The sequence below is a fragment of the Pseudomonas sp. 300 genome (assembly GCF_055803035.1).
Genome location: NZ_JAVLRV010000002.1, coordinates 79026 through 95410 on the forward strand (window position 1 = coordinate 79026; position 16385 = coordinate 95410).

Annotated in this window: 16 protein-coding genes; 10 read left to right on the forward strand and 6 right to left on the reverse strand. The window is 60.3% G+C overall.

What is annotated here, in order from left to right; genetic code table 11:
* Positions 1-2809, reverse strand: a 2809-nt coding sequence (rapA, locus tag Q7W83_RS06435; RefSeq protein WP_473655809.1) for an RNA polymerase-associated protein RapA, incomplete at its 3' end; no start/stop codon positions are given.
* Positions 2810-3027: 218 nt separating this feature from the next.
* On the opposite strand from rapA, the gene Q7W83_RS06440 reads away from it, so the two are divergent.
* Entirely contained in the window at positions 3028-3369 is a 342-nt protein-coding gene (locus Q7W83_RS06440; protein ID WP_150630984.1) for an aspartate-semialdehyde dehydrogenase, read from the forward strand.
* Here Q7W83_RS06440 and Q7W83_RS06445 read toward each other — a convergent pair.
* The 3 genes from Q7W83_RS06445 to Q7W83_RS06455 all read right to left on the reverse strand — a co-directional run bounded on the left by Q7W83_RS06445 (position 3360) and on the right by Q7W83_RS06455 (position 6053).
* Entirely contained in the window at positions 3360-4553 is a 1194-nt protein-coding gene (locus Q7W83_RS06445; protein WP_473655810.1) for an aminotransferase class V-fold PLP-dependent enzyme, read from the reverse strand. The two genes, Q7W83_RS06440 and Q7W83_RS06445, sit on opposite strands and share 10 nt — an antisense overlap.
* A complete protein-coding gene (locus tag Q7W83_RS06450; RefSeq protein WP_150653730.1) occupies positions 4550-5020 on the reverse strand; it encodes a RidA family protein in 471 nt (156 codons plus the stop codon). Before Q7W83_RS06450 ends, Q7W83_RS06445 begins: the two co-directional genes overlap by 4 nt.
* Before the next feature lie 139 nt (positions 5021-5159).
* Positions 5160-6053: a LysR substrate-binding domain-containing protein gene (locus tag Q7W83_RS06455; protein WP_150653731.1), complete on the reverse strand. Its 894-nt coding sequence runs from the start codon at positions 6051-6053 to the stop codon at positions 5160-5162.
* 153 nt (positions 6054-6206) lie between these two features.
* On the opposite strand from Q7W83_RS06455, the gene Q7W83_RS06460 reads away from it, so the two are divergent.
* Together Q7W83_RS06460 and ccoM are read left to right on the forward strand one after the other, a co-directional pair.
* A complete protein-coding gene (locus Q7W83_RS06460) occupies positions 6207-6401 on the forward strand; it encodes a hypothetical protein (RefSeq protein ID WP_150630980.1) in 195 nt (64 codons plus the stop codon).
* Positions 6402-6542: 141 nt separating this feature from the next.
* Positions 6543-6659 carry a cytochrome c oxidase subunit CcoM gene (gene ccoM / locus Q7W83_RS06465; RefSeq protein ID WP_007906619.1) on the forward strand — a complete coding sequence of 39 codons (117 nt, stop codon included), beginning with the start codon at positions 6543-6545 and terminating at the stop codon, positions 6657-6659.
* A 153-nt stretch (positions 6660-6812) separates the two neighbouring features.
* Here the strand turns inward: ccoM and Q7W83_RS06470 are convergent, their stop codons facing one another.
* Both Q7W83_RS06470 and Q7W83_RS06475 read right to left on the reverse strand, forming a co-directional pair.
* Complete coding sequence (locus Q7W83_RS06470; RefSeq protein ID WP_150630979.1) at positions 6813-8288, reverse strand: inorganic phosphate transporter; 1476 nt, start codon at positions 8286-8288, stop codon at positions 6813-6815.
* 376 nt (positions 8289-8664) lie between these two features.
* A complete protein-coding gene (locus Q7W83_RS06475) occupies positions 8665-8865 on the reverse strand; it encodes a hypothetical protein (protein ID WP_007935837.1) in 201 nt (66 codons plus the stop codon).
* A 656-nt stretch (positions 8866-9521) separates the two neighbouring features.
* On the opposite strand from Q7W83_RS06475, the gene pcaR reads away from it, so the two are divergent.
* From pcaR to pcaG, 7 genes are all read left to right on the forward strand, one after another.
* On the forward strand, positions 9522-10364 hold the full coding sequence (pcaR, locus tag Q7W83_RS06480; RefSeq protein ID WP_150630978.1) for a pca regulon transcriptional regulator PcaR: 843 nt from the start codon (positions 9522-9524) through the stop codon (positions 10362-10364).
* 127 nt (positions 10365-10491) lie between these two features.
* Positions 10492-11838, forward strand: coding sequence for a 4-hydroxybenzoate transporter PcaK (gene pcaK, locus Q7W83_RS06485; protein ID WP_473655811.1), 1347 nt, complete (start codon positions 10492-10494; stop codon positions 11836-11838).
* Between the two features lie 315 nt (positions 11839-12153).
* The gene (locus tag Q7W83_RS06490) at positions 12154-13011 is read left to right on the forward strand and encodes a CoA transferase subunit A (RefSeq protein WP_150630976.1); all 858 of its coding nucleotides are present in this window, start codon (positions 12154-12156) and stop codon (positions 13009-13011) included.
* On the forward strand, positions 13011-13790 hold the full coding sequence (locus tag Q7W83_RS06495; RefSeq protein ID WP_150630975.1) for a CoA-transferase subunit beta: 780 nt from the start codon (positions 13011-13013) through the stop codon (positions 13788-13790). Before Q7W83_RS06490 ends, Q7W83_RS06495 begins: the two co-directional genes overlap by 1 nt.
* Positions 13787-14992 carry a 3-oxoadipyl-CoA thiolase gene (pcaF, locus tag Q7W83_RS06500; protein ID WP_473655812.1) on the forward strand — a complete coding sequence of 402 codons (1206 nt, stop codon included), beginning with the start codon at positions 13787-13789 and terminating at the stop codon, positions 14990-14992. Before Q7W83_RS06495 ends, pcaF begins: the two co-directional genes overlap by 4 nt.
* 36 nt (positions 14993-15028) lie before the next feature.
* Positions 15029-15733, forward strand: coding sequence for a protocatechuate 3,4-dioxygenase subunit beta (gene pcaH / locus Q7W83_RS06505; protein WP_150630973.1), 705 nt, complete (start codon positions 15029-15031; stop codon positions 15731-15733).
* 1 nt (position 15734) lies between these two features.
* Positions 15735-16301, forward strand: a complete 567-nt coding sequence (gene pcaG, locus Q7W83_RS06510) for a protocatechuate 3,4-dioxygenase subunit alpha (protein ID WP_150630972.1) — start codon at positions 15735-15737, stop codon at positions 16299-16301.
* The last annotated feature ends 84 nt before the right edge of the window (positions 16302-16385 follow it).

Below are 16385 nucleotides of genomic sequence, written 5' to 3' on the forward strand. Positions count from 1 at the left end.
GTGCAGCCTTGTCGAGCATGGCCAGGCCTTGCTCACGCTGTTTACGCAAGGCAACCAGTTCGCTGTCGCGTACGGTCGGGTTGACCGCTTGCAACGCGGTCAGGCGCGCCAGTTCTTCATCGGTATCAGCCGCGAGGCGACGTTGCGCCTCGGCCACGCGCTCGGCGTGACGCGGGAAGATTTTCTCTTCACCGGCGTTGATCCGTGGCGTCAGCTGATCGCGCTGGGCCTGGATGAACTTGTTGGCGCTGGCACGCGGCACGCTTTCCAGTTGATCGTTCAGGGTTTCGAACGACACTCGGGCCGACAGGTCGTTGCCATTGGCATCGAGCAGACAGCGCAGCGCAGCGGGCGGCAGATAACGGCCCAGTTGCAGCGAGCGCGGCGCCACCACTTCGCTGACGTAGAGCAATTCCAGCAACACGGTGCCCGGTTTCAGCGCCTTGTTCTTGATCAACGCGACGGCGGTGTTGCCCATCGAGCCGGACAGCACCAGGTCCATGCCACCCTGAACCATCGGGTGTTCCCAGGTGATGAACTGCATGTCTTCGCGGGACAGCGCCTGGTTGCGGTCGTAAGTGATGGTCACGCCTTCGTCGTCACCCAGCGGGAAGCTGGCGTCGAGCATTTTTTCGCTCGGCTTGAGGATCAGGGCGTTTTCCGAGTGGTCTTCGCTGTCGATGCCAAAGGCGTCGAACAGGGTTTCCATGTAGATCGGCAGCGTGAACTGATCGTCTTGCTCGAGGATGTCCTCGACCAACGCATCACCTTCGCCAGCGCCGCCGGAATTGAGTTCCAGCAAGCGGTCACGGCCGGTGTGCAGTTCGGCTTCCAGACGCTCACGTTCGCTGCGGGCTTCGTCGATCAGCGCTTGCCACTCGCCGTCGTCGGCATTTTCCAGCAGCGGCAGCAGGCGCGGGCCGAACTGATGCTGCAAGGCGTTACCCGTCGGGCAGGTGTTGAGGAATGCGTTCAACGCTTCGTGGTACCACTGGAACAGCCGCTGTTGCGGGCTGGTTTCGAGGTACGGTACGTGCAGTTCGATGATGTGCTTCTGGCCGATCCGGTCGAGACGACCGATCCGCTGCTCCAGCAAGTCCGGGTGCGACGGCAGATCGAACAGCACCAGGTGGTGCGAGAACTGGAAGTTGCGACCTTCACTGCCGATTTCCGAGCAGATCAGCACTTGCGCGCCAAATTCTTCATCGGCGAAGTAAGCGGCGGCGCGGTCACGCTCAAGGATGTTCATGCCTTCGTGGAACACCGTCGCAGGAATACCGGAACGCACGCGCAGGGCGTCTTCCAGGTCCATGGCGGTTTCGGCGTGGGCGCAGATCACCAGCACTTTGGTGCGCTTGAGCATTTTCAGCTGGTCGATCAGCCACTCGACGCGCGGGTCGAATTTCCACCAGCGTTCTTCTTCGTTGGCATCCGGCTGGGCCTGGAAGCTGACTTCCGGGTACAGCTCGGCGTGATCGCCCAGCGGCAGTTCGAGGTATTCGTCGGGGCACGGCAGCGGATACGGGTGCAGTTTGCGTTCCGGGAAACCTTGCACGGCGGCACGGGTGTTGCGGAACAGCACGCGGCCGGTACCGTGGCGGTCGAGCAGTTCGCGAACCAGACGGGCACTGGCTTCGGTGTCGCCATCGTTGACGGCGGTCAGCAGCGCTTCGCCTTCGTTGCCGAGGAAACCGTGAATGGTCTTGTGCGCTTCAGGCGACAGACGCCCTTGGTCCAGCAGTTCCTGAACGGCTTCGGCCACCGGGCGATAGTTTTCGCTCTCGGCGCGGAAGGCGTGCAGGTCATGGAAACGGTTCGGGTCGAGCAGGCGCAGACGCGCGAAGTGGCTGTCCTGGCCCAGTTGTTCCGGAGTCGCGGTCAGCAGCAGTACGCCGGGAATGACTTCGGCCAACTGTTCGACCAGCGAATATTCCGGGCTGGCCTTGTCTTCGTGCCACACCAGGTGGTGCGCTTCGTCGACGACCATCAAGTCCCAGCCGGCGGCGAACAGCGCGTCCTGGGCCTTTTCGTCTTCCACCAGCCATTCCAGAGCGACCAGCGCGAGCTGGGTGTCTTCGAACGGGTTGGCGGCATCGCTTTCGATGAAGCGTTCTTCGTCGAACAGCGCGACTTGCAGGTTGAAGCGGCGACGCATCTCCACCAGCCACTGGTGCTGCAGGTTTTCCGGGACCAGGATCAGCACACGGTTGGCACGGCCTGAGAGCAGTTGGCGATGGATCACCAGACCGGCTTCGATGGTCTTGCCCAGACCCACTTCGTCTGCCAGCAATACCCGCGGGGCAATGCGATCGGCGACTTCACGGGCGATGTGCAACTGGTGCGCGATCGGTTGCGCGCGCACGCCACCAAGGCCCCACAGCGCCGACTGCAATTGGCGGCTGGTGTGTTCCAGGGTGTTGTAGCGCAGGGAGAACCAGGGCAATGGGTCGATCTGCCCGGCGAACAGACGGTCGCTGGCCAGTCGGAACTGAATGAAGTTCGACAACTGGGTTTCCGGCAGGGTGACCACTTCGTTCTGCGCGTTGAGGCCGTGGTAGACCAGAAGACCGTCGACGTCGTCGACTTCCTGCACGGTCAGTTTCCAGCCTTCGAAATGAGTGATCGAATCGCCCGGCGAAAACCGCACGCGGGTGAGGGGCGCATTCCGTAGCGCGTACTGGCGAGTTTCGCCAGTGGCCGGATAGAGCACGGTCAACAAGCGGCCGTCCTGTGCCAGAACGGTGCCCAAACCCAGCTCGGCTTCGCTGTCACTGATCCAGCGTTGCCCCGGTTGATACTGCTGCGCCATGCTGCCTGACTCCCACCTTGAAAAAGCGGGCTATCTTAACGGAATGAGGGCTTCAGGGCCAAAGGACTCTCATAAAAACTGACGGTATTACGATAGTTCAACGATGCAAGGGGCGCAGGCCGGGGCACTTGTGAGTGCCAATCAGGTCACAGTTTGCGACCGATGGCTCAAGTCGCCATCCCCGCAGCCGACAGCCTGCTGACAGGAGACTATTAATTATGCTGCCACCGATGCTCCCATTGAGTGCCGTGCCGATCACTTCCCAGCACGACCCGATCCGCCAGCGCCCGGACATTCCGCCCGTTGTGCCGGTGCAGGAAAGCTCCAACGAAAGCACGATCGACCTGCAACAGCGCGATCCGGAAGAGGCAGCTTTTCAGCTGCGCGAGGAACAGCGCCGCAAGCAGGAACAGCAAAGGCGTCGTCGCGAGGCCGATGAAAACCCGGAAGAACACCTGGCGATTCCCGGTACCGAGCTCAACGCCGACAACACCGTGCCGGTAGCGCCGCTGATTGAAGACGAGCCGCGTCAGGGGTTGTGGGTCGACATTCAGATTTGACCTGGTTGGGCGGACATTTCGCTCAGGGACTCCAGCAACACGTCCATTTCTTCTTCGGTGTTGAGGTAGCTGACCGCAATCCGCGCGATGCTGTCCAGCCCACGGGCCTGCATGTCCAACGGTGTATAGGCCACCCCATTGGCACCGATGTTGATCCCTCGTTGCGCCAGCCGCTGCTTCAATTCAACACTGTCCCAACCCTTGAGCGTGAAGGCGATCAGACCTGATTGCTGATGTGCCGGCCCCAGGTTGTGCAGCGTCAGCCCGCTGACCGTTTCGAGGCGTTGGCGCAAGTGCCGACACAATCCATCGATCCGCTGGCGAATCCGGGTTGCACCCAAGCGGTTGAACTCCTCCAGCGCATTGGCCAGCCCGGCCAGCAAAGCCACCGACACTTCGCTGGTTTCAAAGCGCCGCGCATCGTCGCGCACGGCGAAGCCTTCGCCGTCCCACGGTGCGGAAAGCACGTCCAGATGGCCGGGCGAGAGCCGTTCGAGAAACGCCGGTTTGATGTACATCAGCGCCGTTCCTCGCGGGCCACGGAGGAATTTACGCCCGGCACCCTTGAGCACATCGCAGTTCAACGCCTGCACGTCGCAGGGCAATTGCCCCAGCGCCTGGCCGGCGTCGATAAAGTAAGCAATGCCGTGCTGGCGCGCCACGGCGCCAATGGCCTCGGCGGGGTTGATCAGGCCGCCGTTGGCCGGAAGCCAGGTCAGTGCGATCAGCTTCACCTTCGGGTCGATCATCTGCTGGAGAGCGGACACGGACACGGCGCCTGCCTCATCGCAGGGAATCACCTCCAGTCGTGCCCCGGCGCTGACAGCCCGGGCGATGCAGGCGAGATTGCCGCCCCATTCATGGCGCCCGACCAAAATCCGCTCACCGTCCTGCCACGGCCCCAGCGCATTGAACGCCATGCCCCAGGCCGCGGAACCGCTGCTGGCGAACGCGATGCTTTCAGCGTGTGCATTGAGCAACAGGGCCGCCGCGCTGCGAGCACGGGCCTGCACGCTCTGGTCGGCGGCCTCCATCGGGCCGCAAACGGCTTCCAGTCGCAGTTGCTCGACGATCGCATCGAGGGTGGCCTGGCTCGGCAACGAGGCGCCGGCGTGGTTGAAGTGAATCACGCTGGCGCACCCCGGCGTTGCCGCTCGCAAACGCTCCACTTCGCCTGGGTTCATGGGCGCAGCTCGAAAATCGCGTCAATTTCCACCGCCACGCCGCCGGGCAGACTGGAGACGCCGACAGCCGTGCGTACATGCCGGCCTTTTTCGCCGAGGGCATTGACCAGCAGGTTAGACGCGCCGTTAGCGACCGCACCTTGACGCGGGAAGTCCGGGGCGCTGGCGATGAACACGCCAAGACGAATGATGCGCACCAATTTCGACAGGTCATCGCCGAGCGCATTGTTCAGTTGTGCTAGCAGGCCCAATGCGGCGAGTTCGGCGGCGTTGGCGCCTTCTTCATCGGAGATCGATTCACCGAGTCGGCCGATGAACGCCGGTTTGCCGTCCAGTAACGGAATCTGACCGGAAATGAATAGCTGGTTCTGGCTGATGACATGGTTGACGTAGTTGGCGATGGGCTGGCTCGGTGTTGGCAGGCTCAGGCCAAGTTGCTGGACACGCTGGGCGAGTGAGTCGGTCATGGTGAATTCTCCTGAATGAGTCTTCAGCATGTTGCGGGGTGCCATGCGCTACAAACGGATAGATCTAATTCGACGTATTCAAATAACTCATGCATGGATAAAAGGTGGGAGCGAGCAGGCTCGTGCCCCCATTTGAACTTCAGTCGCCGTGAGATATGCGCGCGATGTCAGCCATCTCAAACAGCCACTCAGCAAAGCATTGCGCTGCGTGGCTCGGTGGCCGTTCGGGCGTGACCAGCCAATACCCGATATCGCTAATGAACGGCGGGGTGGCGAAGGCTTCTACCAACGAGCCGTCCTTGAGTCGGCGCTCGATCAAGTGATGACGTCCCATGGCGATACCCTGGCCGGCCACGGCGGCTTCGACCACGATGTTGTAGTCATGGAGCATGACGCTGGGGCAGTGGCTGAGGTCGAGGGCGTTATGCGCGCTCCAGTCGATCCACTCGAACGGTTGGTGCGATTTGGCCATGAGCAGCGGACCCTGGTCAGTACCCTTGGCCTTGAATGCCGGGCTGCAGACAGGTGTCAGCGTTTCCACCAGGAAGCGTCGTGCCTGGACTTTCGGCCAGCCACCCTTGCCGTAGCGGATTGCCAGGTCGACTTCGCCACCCCCGACGTCGGCCAGTTGTACTGAAGGAAGGAGTTCAACATGGATATGCGGGTGGCGCGCGTTGAAACTGGCCAGACGCGGCGCGAGCCACAGGGTGGCAAACGAGGCCAGGAGGCCGATGCGCAGGGTGGTTTCCTGGTGCTCATTGCCCCGCAGTTCATGGGTGGCCAGAGCGATGGATGCCAGGGCCGGTTGAATCTGTCGGTAGTACGCTTCGCCGGCTGGCGTCAGATCAATGGCCCGGGTGCGGCGGATAAACAACCGCTGGTTGAGAAATTGCTCCAGTTTCTGCACTTGATGGCTGATCGCACTTTGGGTCACCGATAATTCATCGGCGGCCTTGATGAAACTCAAATGACGCGCCACGGCCTCGAAGGCGCGCAGGGCCATCAAGGGAGGCAGATCCTGGTGCAGTTCCACGGCGCGGGTCCTTTGGGTCCATCGCAAAGTCGCGATTGTGCGTTGAAAAAACGCCGTGAGCACATATTTTGTTAAGCCGCTGTTACGTCGGTGACTGGTCAGCGCCGGCGCCAGACCGCATTATTGGCGCAATCCTGCCGAACGATGCGGCAGTTGAACTTCATTTCACGCGATGCACTGAAGACCATGAGCCAAGACGACAAACTGATCGACCTCAATTCCGAACGCGCCAAGCGCGTTCATGACCTCAACGAAAAGCGTCTGAATGAAGTGCGCCAGGCTTTTGAGCAAGCGATGCCGTTGGGTAAAGCGAAGAAGAAGCCGAAGAGCAAACCGAAAAAGCGTTAACCCTCCGTTTCCGTTGATGCAGATCAGTTTTCCCCCTCCTTTGCGCCCAGTCTCGGGCGATATTGATCCCGGTCAATTTTCTCTCCTGTCTGATTGGTTAACTTAGCCCTATCGCAACAGCGCAAGTGCAGGAGGCCAGTCATGTTTTTCGACAACGTGGTGATCGCCGGAGTGCTGACAGTCGGCCTCATGGTTCTGTTTTTCGCAGGGTTTGGATTTTTTATCTGGAAGGATTCGCATAAACGGAAAAAACCGTAGGTCTTTCTGGATGCAATGAGCACGCAAGGCATTTTGGGCAACTTCGGTTGCCCTTTTTTTTGCCTGCGATTTTTGGATTGATACAGGGTTTTTTGTTGGGCGTAAAAAAGGCGCGAACCTTACGGAACGCGCCTTTTTCGTTGCAGCGATGTATCAGCTGCCCAGTGCCTTCGACGCCAGCCAGAACAGGCCGGCCGACAGGGCAACGGTCGCTGGCAGGGTCAGGACCCAGGCCAGCAGGATGGTTTTGACGGTGCCGCCCTGCAAGCCGCTTTTGTTGGCGACCATGGTGCCGGCCACGCCCGAGGACAGAACGTGGGTGGTGGACACCGGCAGGCTGAAGATGTTCGCCATGCCGATCAGGCTCGCCGTAGTGATCTGCGCCGACATGCCCTGGGAGTAAGTCATGCCTTGCTTGCCGATCTTCTCGCCGATGGTCAGTACCACACGTTTCCAGCCCACCATGGTGCCCAGGCCCAGGGCCAGTGCGACTGCCAGAATCACCCAGAACGGGGCGTATTCAGTGGTGGTGGTCAGGTCTTTGCGCAGTTTGTCCAGGTCAGCCTTTTCACGGGGTGCGAGGCCAGGCAGTTTGCTGACTTTCTTGGCCGTGTCGTCCAGGCAGAGCAGGTAGCGACGCACTTCGATGCGGCTTTCCGACGACAACGAGTGGTAATCGGCCACACCTTTAAGGGTGTCGAGCAGGGCAGAGATGGTCGGTTCGGTCTGTTGCGGGTTGCAACGGAATTTCTCCGGCAGATCACCTTCCACGCTTTTGCCCAGTGCCAGGAACTCGCCCAGCGTATCGGCATTGCGTTTGTAGAACTGGCTCAGATGCAGGGTCGCATCGCGAGTTCGTTCGATCTGGTAAGTCGTGCTGCCCAGATCGAGCACGAACTGCGCCGGGACGATACCGATCAGCACCAGCATGATCAGGCCGATACCTTTCTGACCATCGTTGGAGCCGTGCACGAAACTCACGGCCATGGCCGAAATCACCAGCACCAGACGGTTCCAGAACGGCGGATGCTTCTTGTCGTCGATCTTGCGGCGCTGTTCCGGCGTCTTGTGCATCTTCGACAGTGGGCGCCACCACTTGAGGCCGATCAGAATCAGCGCAGCGACCAGAAAGCCCGCCATTGGCGAGAACACCAGGGAGGCACCGATATCGATCGCCTTCTGCCAGTTCACGCCATCGGCCAACGGGATGTCGTTGATCAGGGCATTAGCCAGGCCAACCCCGAGGATCGAACCGATCAGCGTGTGGGAGCTGGAGGCCGGAATACCGAAGTACCAGGTGCCCAGGTTCCAGGTGATGGCGGCGGCAAGCAACGAGAACACCATGGCCAGTCCGTGACCGGTGTTCACATTGATCAGCAGTTCTACCGGCAGCAGGTGGACGATGGCATACGCCACGCCAACACCGCCCAGCAGTACGCCGAGAAAGTTGAACACACCGGAAAAGAACACCGCCAGATGAGGTGGCATGGCTTTGGTGTAGATAACAGTGGCCACCGCGTTTGCAGTGTCATGAAAGCCGTTGATGAACTCGAAGGCGAGGACAAAGGTGAGGGCGAGCAAGAGGCTCACAAGCACCCAAGCATCCAGTCCGCTGAATAAATCGATCATGAAGGTTTTCTGACCCGGTCGTAAGGGGGCGCGATTATGCCAGAAAAGACTGCTAATCGATGCACTAGCTGCTCATCGGTAACATTCTTCAACGAATTAATTTGCGGCAATAGCCCAGGCAACAGGCTTTCCCCGGGTTTTGCAAGTCGTTGAATTTCTTTGAAAAGCCCGCAGGCACAAGGGTTTCTCTCCTGTAGGCGAGAGGCTTGAACGCTTGTGTGAAATATCTGAGAAGAGGGCCAGACATGAGCCAATTGCCTCATCAGATAGATGAGGTGACCGCTGCCCGCTCGTAGCGGGCGCGAATGGCAACATCAATGCATCCCGCTTTTAACGGGGGCAGACGCAGGCCCTTTAAAGAAGTCAGGCCGAGCGATCATGGCTCTTCGGCTTTGAGTTCCTTTTCCATCTTCTGCAGTTCCTGGGTGAAAGCCTGGTCCTGAACGGTGGCGCGTTTACGCCAGGGTTTGCGTTCCGGTTCGGGCTGAGCGGCGTAGGTGGTGACTTCCCCGCCGTAAACTTCCTTGTAACGTTGTTCCTGGCGCTCAAGTTCCGCGCGCAGTTCGTCTTTCGTCACAGTGCTACCTGTATGGGTTGAGATTAATTCTGGTAAATCGCGCTGCATCAAACGTATCGAACATGCTCGCCGAAAGGACAAGGCCCGGGAAGGCATTGTTTGACGGCACGGCGATCGATACTTCCATGTTGCAGGCGGCCACGGCACCAGAGCAAAACAGCTGACGTAGCATCAGTTTCCTGTTTCAGCGAGCGCGCTGTCAGAGCATTGGAAATGAGCATCAGGCGCTTGCTGCAGGCAGCAGCGATGGAACATCGCGCTACCGGGTGGCGGAACCGGCGAGTAGAAAAACCGGTTCGTCACTGAATTGCATTATAGCGGTCGATTTGAAGAACACTATCGCCACCGAGTTAAAAATGGATCTTCATGTGTGATCGTTTTATTACTTACAACTTTTTACCTTCACTTGGCCGTGCTGACTTTCTGGCGTCATTAAGTCGAACAAGTTAGACCCTAACATGGGGCCTTTAACTCAGGGTTCAAGCACGGGGTTAAAAACCATATAGCGGGGAAGGGCGCACGCGTGCAGGGGCCACCAATTGCGATTATCGGTCAGAGGTTCGATAATCGCCCAATCTTGGCTGCCTGTGGCTTGTGTGCCGAACCGGAGCCGCTTGTAATAGCCGTCGCTGATCCGTGTGGGAAAAGGACCTGATATGAACGAGCAAATGCGTAATTCCTTCGCTTCAGTAGCGCCGCCAATCGTTGCGTCGCCCGCCAAGCGGATCCAGGCCCTGACCGGCGACCCGGATTTCATGACGTCCCTGGCCCGTGGCCTGGCCGTGGTGCAAGCGTTCCAGGAGCGCAAACGACATTTGACCATCGCCCAGATCAGTCACCGCACGGAAATCCCCCGCGCCGCTGTGCGACGTTGCCTGCACACCTTGATCAAACTCGGCTACGCCACCACCGACGGTCGCACCTATTCGCTGTTGCCCAAAGTGCTGACCCTCGGCCATGCCTACCTGTCTTCGACCCCGCTGGCGGTGTCTGCCCAACCTTACCTCGACCGCATGAGCGAACAACTCCACGAGGCCTGCAACATGGCCACGCTGGAAGGCGACGACATTTTGTATATCGCCCGCTCGGCGACGACTCAGCGTTTGATCTCGGTGGACCTGTCGGTAGGTGGACGCCTGCCAGCCTATTGCACCTCAATGGGCCGGATTCTTCTCGCAGCACTGGACGACACTTCGCTGCATGAGTACCTCGACCATGCAGACCTGCAAGCCAAGACCAGCCGCACCTTACACACTCCCGAAGCGTTGCTCGAATGCCTGCAAGAAGTTCGGCAACAAGGCTGGTGCATCGTCGATCAGGAACTGGAACAAGGCCTGCGTTCGATTGCCGTTCCGGTGTACGACGCTTCCGGACAAGTCGTGGCGGCGCTAAACGTCAGCACGCACGCCGGGCGGGTCAGCCGCAACGAACTGGAGCAGCGTTTCCTGCCCGGTCTGCTGGGTGCCAGTCGCAACCTCAGCGCTCAGTTGTTTGCCTAAGCTGTTCGATAATCGCACGGACTCGCGTTTAACGAATTGACGCACTTTCCCCAGGATCACTAATGTCGCGGCAGCGCCAGCCCAGGCTGGCACCTGTCCGACTGCGTTGTTGCGTGGAATAAAAATAATGAACCAGCCTCAGTCTGCTGTAGGTAACTGCCTCGACGTGCAGTCCTTCATCAATACTCAACCCATTTCGCGCTACCAGTGGCGAGTGGTGATCCTGTGTTTCCTGATCGTCTTCCTTGATGGCCTCGACACCGCGGCCATGGGCTTCATCGCGCCGGCCCTGTCTCAGGACTGGGGCATCGATCGCGCCAGCCTTGGTCCGGTGATGAGTGCGGCGTTGATCGGCATGGTCTTCGGCGCACTGGGTTCCGGCCCGTTGGCTGACCGCTTCGGGCGAAAAGTCGTACTGGTGGGCGCGGTGCTGTTGTTCGGCGCCTTCAGCCTGGCGTCGGCTTACAGCACCAATGTCGATCAACTGCTGGTGCTGCGCTTCCTGACCGGCCTGGGCCTTGGCGCCGGCATGCCGAACGCCACGACGTTGCTGTCGGAATACACCCCGGAACGCAAGAAGTCCCTGCTGGTGACCAGCATGTTCTGCGGCTTCAACCTCGGCATGGCCGGTGGCGGGTTTGTTTCGGCAAAGCTGATTCCTGCGTACGGCTGGCACAGCCTGTTGCTGATCGGCGGAGTTCTGCCGCTGATCCTCGCCGTCGTTTTGCTGCTCTGGCTGCCGGAATCGGCGCGTTACCTGGTGGTGCGCAATCGTGGCACCGACAAGGTGCGCAAGGCGCTGGCGCCAATCGATCCGACCGTCGTTGCCCAGGCTTCAAGCTTCAGCGTGCCGGAACAGAAAACCGTGAAGGCCCGCAACGTATTTGCGGTGATCTTCTCCGGAACCTACAGCACCGGCACCTTGCTGTTGTGGCTGACCTACTTCATGGGTCTGGTGATCGTTTACCTGCTGACCAGTTGGCTGCCGACGCTGATGCGTGACAGCGGCGCGAGCATGGAGCAAGCGGCGTTTATCGGCGCGTTGTTCCAGTTTGGCGGCGTGTTGAGTGCCGTGGGCGTAGGCTGGGCGATGGATCGGTTCAATCCGCACAAAGTCATCGGCATTTTCTACTTGCAGGCCGGGGTGTTTGCCTACGCGGTAGGGCAGAGCCTGGGCAACATCACGCTATTGGCAACCCTGGTGCTGGTGGCCGGGATGTGTGTCAACGGCGCGCAATCGGCAATGCCTTCTTTGGCGGCGCGGTTTTATCCGACTCAAGGGCGGGCGACGGGCGTGTCGTGGATGCTCGGGATTGGCCGGTTTGGCGCGATCCTCGGTGCGTGGATGGGCGCGACGTTGCTGGGGTTGGGCTGGAACTTTGAACAAGTGCTGACGGCGTTGGTGATTCCGGCGGCGTTGGCGACGACAGCGGTGCTGATCAAGGGCATGGTCAGTCATGCGGATGCGACCTGACCGGCTGATCCGGAATCTCCAGTGGTTTTGATGGCCTCTTCGCGGGCAAGTCGGATCTTTGCCCGCTCGCTCCTACGGGTGTTCGCGAAATCGCGGAGATCATCATTCCTGTAGGAGGCGAGGTTTGGTCCGGGCGGCGTTCCGATGAAGCTTTTGAGGATCGGTAGTGAGGCAACAATCTGTTCGATAAACGAACACTCAGTCGATTATCGGATTGTTTGAGGTTTTTATGGGGCTTACTCTCTAGTCATTCCGGCGCGCGCATCGCGCCTTTTTCTACCACTGTCGGTTCATAACAAAACGGGAGCCTGCCCCATGGCTGAAATCCTTTCGCTGCACGACGCGGTGAAGCAATTCGTTAACGACGGCGATACCGTCGCCCTCGAAGGCTTCACTCACCTGATCCCTACGGCGGCGGGTCACGAAATCATTCGTCAGGGCAAGAAAGATCTGACGCTGGTACGGATGACGCCTGACCTGATCTACGACCAGTTGATCGGCGCCGGTTGTGCTCGCAAGTTGATTTTCTCCTGGGGCGGCAACCCGGGCGTCGGTTCGCTGCACCGTCTGCGTGACGCGGTCGAGAAGCAGTGGCCGCACGCGCTGGAAATCGAAGAACACAGCCACGCCGACCTGGCCAATGCCTACGTCGCTGGCGCCTCCGGCCTACCGTTCGCCGTGCTGCGTGCCTACGCCGGTTCCGACCTGCCGAAGGTCAATCCGCTGATCAAGAGCGTCACTTGCCCGTTCACCGGCGAAGTGCTGGCCGCCGTGCCTTCTGTGCGCCCCGACATCACTGTGATCCACGCGCAGAAAGCCGACCGCAAAGGCAACGTGCTGCTCTGGGGCATTCTCGGCGTGCAGAAAGAAGCCGCACTGGCCGCCAAGCGTTGCATCGTCACCGTCGAAGAAATCGTCGACGACCTCAACGCACCGATGAACTCCTGTGTACTGCCGACGTGGGCCTTGAGCGCGGTTTGCCACGTTCCTGGCGGCGCGCATCCGTCCTACGCCCACGGCTATAACGAGCGCGACAACCGTTTCTACCAGGCCTGGGACCCGATTGCCCGCGACCGCGAAACCTTTACCGCGTGGATCAACGAATACATCCATGGCTGCGCTGACTTCAGCGAGTTCCAGGCCAAGCTGGCCGCTGCATCGGAGGCGAAGTAATGACTTACACCACCAATGAAATGATGACCGTCGCCGCTGCTCGCCGCCTGAAGAACGGTTCGGTGTGCTTCGTCGGCATCGGCCTGCCGTCGAAAGCAGCCAATCTGGCACGTCTGACTTCTTCGCCGGATGTAGTACTTATCTACGAATCGGGTCCGATCGGTGCCAAGCCGAGTGTACTGCCGCTGTCGATTGGTGACGGTGAGCTGGCGGAAACCGCTGATACCGTCGTCCCGACCGGTGAGATTTTTCGCTACTGGTTGCAGGGCGGGCGCATCGACGTCGGTTTTCTCGGCGCCGCGCAAGTTGACCGCTTCGGCAACATCAACACCACGGTGGTCGGCGATTATCACGCTCCGAAAGTCCGACTGCCGGGTGCCGGTGGTGCGCCGGAGATTGCCGGTTCGGCCAAAAGCGTCTTGATCATTCTTAAACAGTCGGCGCGCTCCTTCGTCGACAAGCTCGACTTCATCACCTCGGTCGGTCATGGCGAGGGCGGTGATTCGCGCAAGCGTCTGGGTCTGCCGGGTGCCGGTCCGGTCGGCATTATCACCGACCTGTGCATCATGGAACCGGAAGCGGGCACCCATGAATTCGTGGTCACTGCGTTGCACCCTGGCGTGACCCGTGAGCAAGTGGTTGCGGCCACCGGTTGGGCGATTCGTTTCGCCGACACGGTTGAACACACCGCCGAGCCCACCGAGGTCGAGCTGAAAGCGCTCAGGGATCTGGAAGCCCGCACCGCCGCCGCCCACGGCCAAGCACCCGGAGAAGCGTGATGCGTGACGTTTATATCTGCGATGCGATTCGCACCCCCATCGGCCGTTTCGGCGGTGGCCTGTCGACGGTTCGCGCCGATGACCTGGCCGCTGTGCCGATCAAGGCGCTGATGGAGCGCAACCCGTCGGTGGACTGGAACGCGGTGGACGAGGTGTTCCTCGGCTGCGCCAACCAGGCCGGCGAAGACAACCGTAACGTGGCGCGCATGGCGCTGCTGCTGGCGGGCCTGCCGGAAACCATTCCCGGCGTGACCCTCAATCGCCTCTGCGCTTCGGGCATGGATGCCATCGGCACCGCGTTCCGCGCCATCGCCAGCGGCGAAATGGAGCTGGCGATTGCCGGCGGCGTCGAGTCGATGTCCCGCGCGCCGTTCGTGATGGGCAAGGCGGATGCGGCGTTCTCGCGCAACATGAAGCTGGAAGACACCACCATCGGCTGGCGTTTCATCAACCCGTTGATGAAAGCCCAATACGGCGTCGATGCGATGCCGCAGACCGCCGACAATGTGGCGGACGATTACGAAGTGTCCCGTGAGGATCAGGACGCGTTCGCCTTGCGCAGCCAGCAGCGGACAGCCGCCGCGCAAGCCGCAGGATTTTTCGCGGAAGAAATCGTCGAAGTGCGGATTGCCCACAAGAAGGGTGAAACTGTCGTCAGCCAGGACGAACATCCTCGCGCCGACACCACGCTGGAAACCCTGGCCAAATTGAAACCGGTCAACGGTCCCGACAAAACCGTCACTGCCGGCAATGCGTCGGGGGTGAACGATGGTGCCGCCGCGCTGATCCTGGCCTCGGCCGACGCGGTGAAGAAACACGGTTTGACGGCTCGCGCCAAAGTGCTGGGCATGTCCAGCGCCGGTGTCGCACCGCGTGTCATGGGCATCGGCCCGGTCCCGGCGGTGCGCAAACTGACCGAACGTCTCGGCCTGGCTGTCAGTGATTTCGATGTGATCGAACTCAACGAAGCCTTCGCCAGCCAGGGCTTGGCGGTGTTGCGAGAACTGGGCCTGGCGGACGACGCGGTGCAGGTCAACCCGAACGGTGGTGCCATTGCCTTGGGCCATCCGTTGGGCATGAGCGGTGCACGCCTGGTGATGACCGCGTTGCATCAGCTGGAAAAAACCGGCGGCAAGAAAGGTCTGGCGACCATGTGTGTTGGCGTCGGTCAGGGTCTGGCCTTGGCGATCGAACGCGTCTGACGCGCAGCAGTGACAATAAGAACAGAGGAATGCGAAATGACTGACAAGCCTGGTTACCGTCGCCCACAGGAAGGCACCCAGCCGGACTACCTGCACCCGACGTATCAATCTACCAACCTGCGCTCGCCGTCCAAGCCGTTGGTGTTTCTGCCCCATTCGTTGTCGGAAATTACCGGCCCGACGGTCGGTGCCGAGCGTGTCAATGAGAAGGACAACGACCTGACCGCCCAGCACACGGGCGAGCCGTTGGGCGAACGCATCATCATTCACGGCCGCGTACTGGATGAAAACGGTCTGCCAGTACCGGGGATTCTGGTGGAGATCTGGCAAGCCAACGCCGCCGGACGCTACAACCATGCCCGCGACCTGCACGATGCGCCGCTGGACCCGAACTTCACCGGCACCGGCCGTACCGTGACGGATGCCGATGGCTGGTATCAATTCCAGACCATCAAACCCGGTGCATACCCGTGGGGCAACCACCACAATGCCTGGCGTCCGGCGCACATCCATTTTTCGCTGTTCGGGCCGAGCATCCTGACGCGCCTTGTCACGCAGATGTATTTCCCCGGTGACCCGTTGCTGGCGTACGACCCGATCTACAATTGCGTGCCCGATACCAGCGCCAAAGAACGCTTGATCGCCAGTTTCGACCTGGAAAAAACCATCCCTTCCTATGCCCTGGGTTATCGCTGGGACATCGTTTTGCGCGGCCGCGATGCCACGCCGATGGAGAAATAAGATGACGCTGACTGCGACCACGTCCCACACCGTCGGGCCGTATTACCACATCGGCTTGACCTGGCTGAACCGCGAGAACCTGACCGTCGAACAAACCCTGGGCGAGCGCGTGGCGATCACCGGGCAAGTCGTCGATGGCAACGGTGACATCGTCAACGACGCGATGCTGGAAGTCTGGCAGGCCAACGCCGCCGGCAAGTACGACCACCCCGAAGACGATCAGGCCAAACCCCTGGACCCGAACTTCGAAGGCTTTGGCCGGATTCCGGTGGATGCCGAAGGGCGCTTCCGCTTCACCACGATCAAGCCGGGCACGGTGGAAGGCCTGAAAGGTTCGACCCAGGCACCGCACCTGGTGGTGCTGGTGTTTGCGCGCGGGTTGGTGAAGCACTTGCTGACACGGATTTACTTTGATGGTGAACCGGCCAATGTGTCGGATCCGCTGCTGGAGTGTGTACCGGCCGAGCGCCGCGGTACCTTGCTGGCGAAGCAGGATGCGAGCGGTGTTTACCAGTGGAATGTGATTCTGCAGGGTACCGATGCCGAGACGGTGTTCTTCGATTATTGAGAGAACGCCACAAAACCTGTGGGAGCGAGCCTGCTCGCGATGGCGGTGTGTCATTCAACATTGATGGCACTGATATACCGCTAT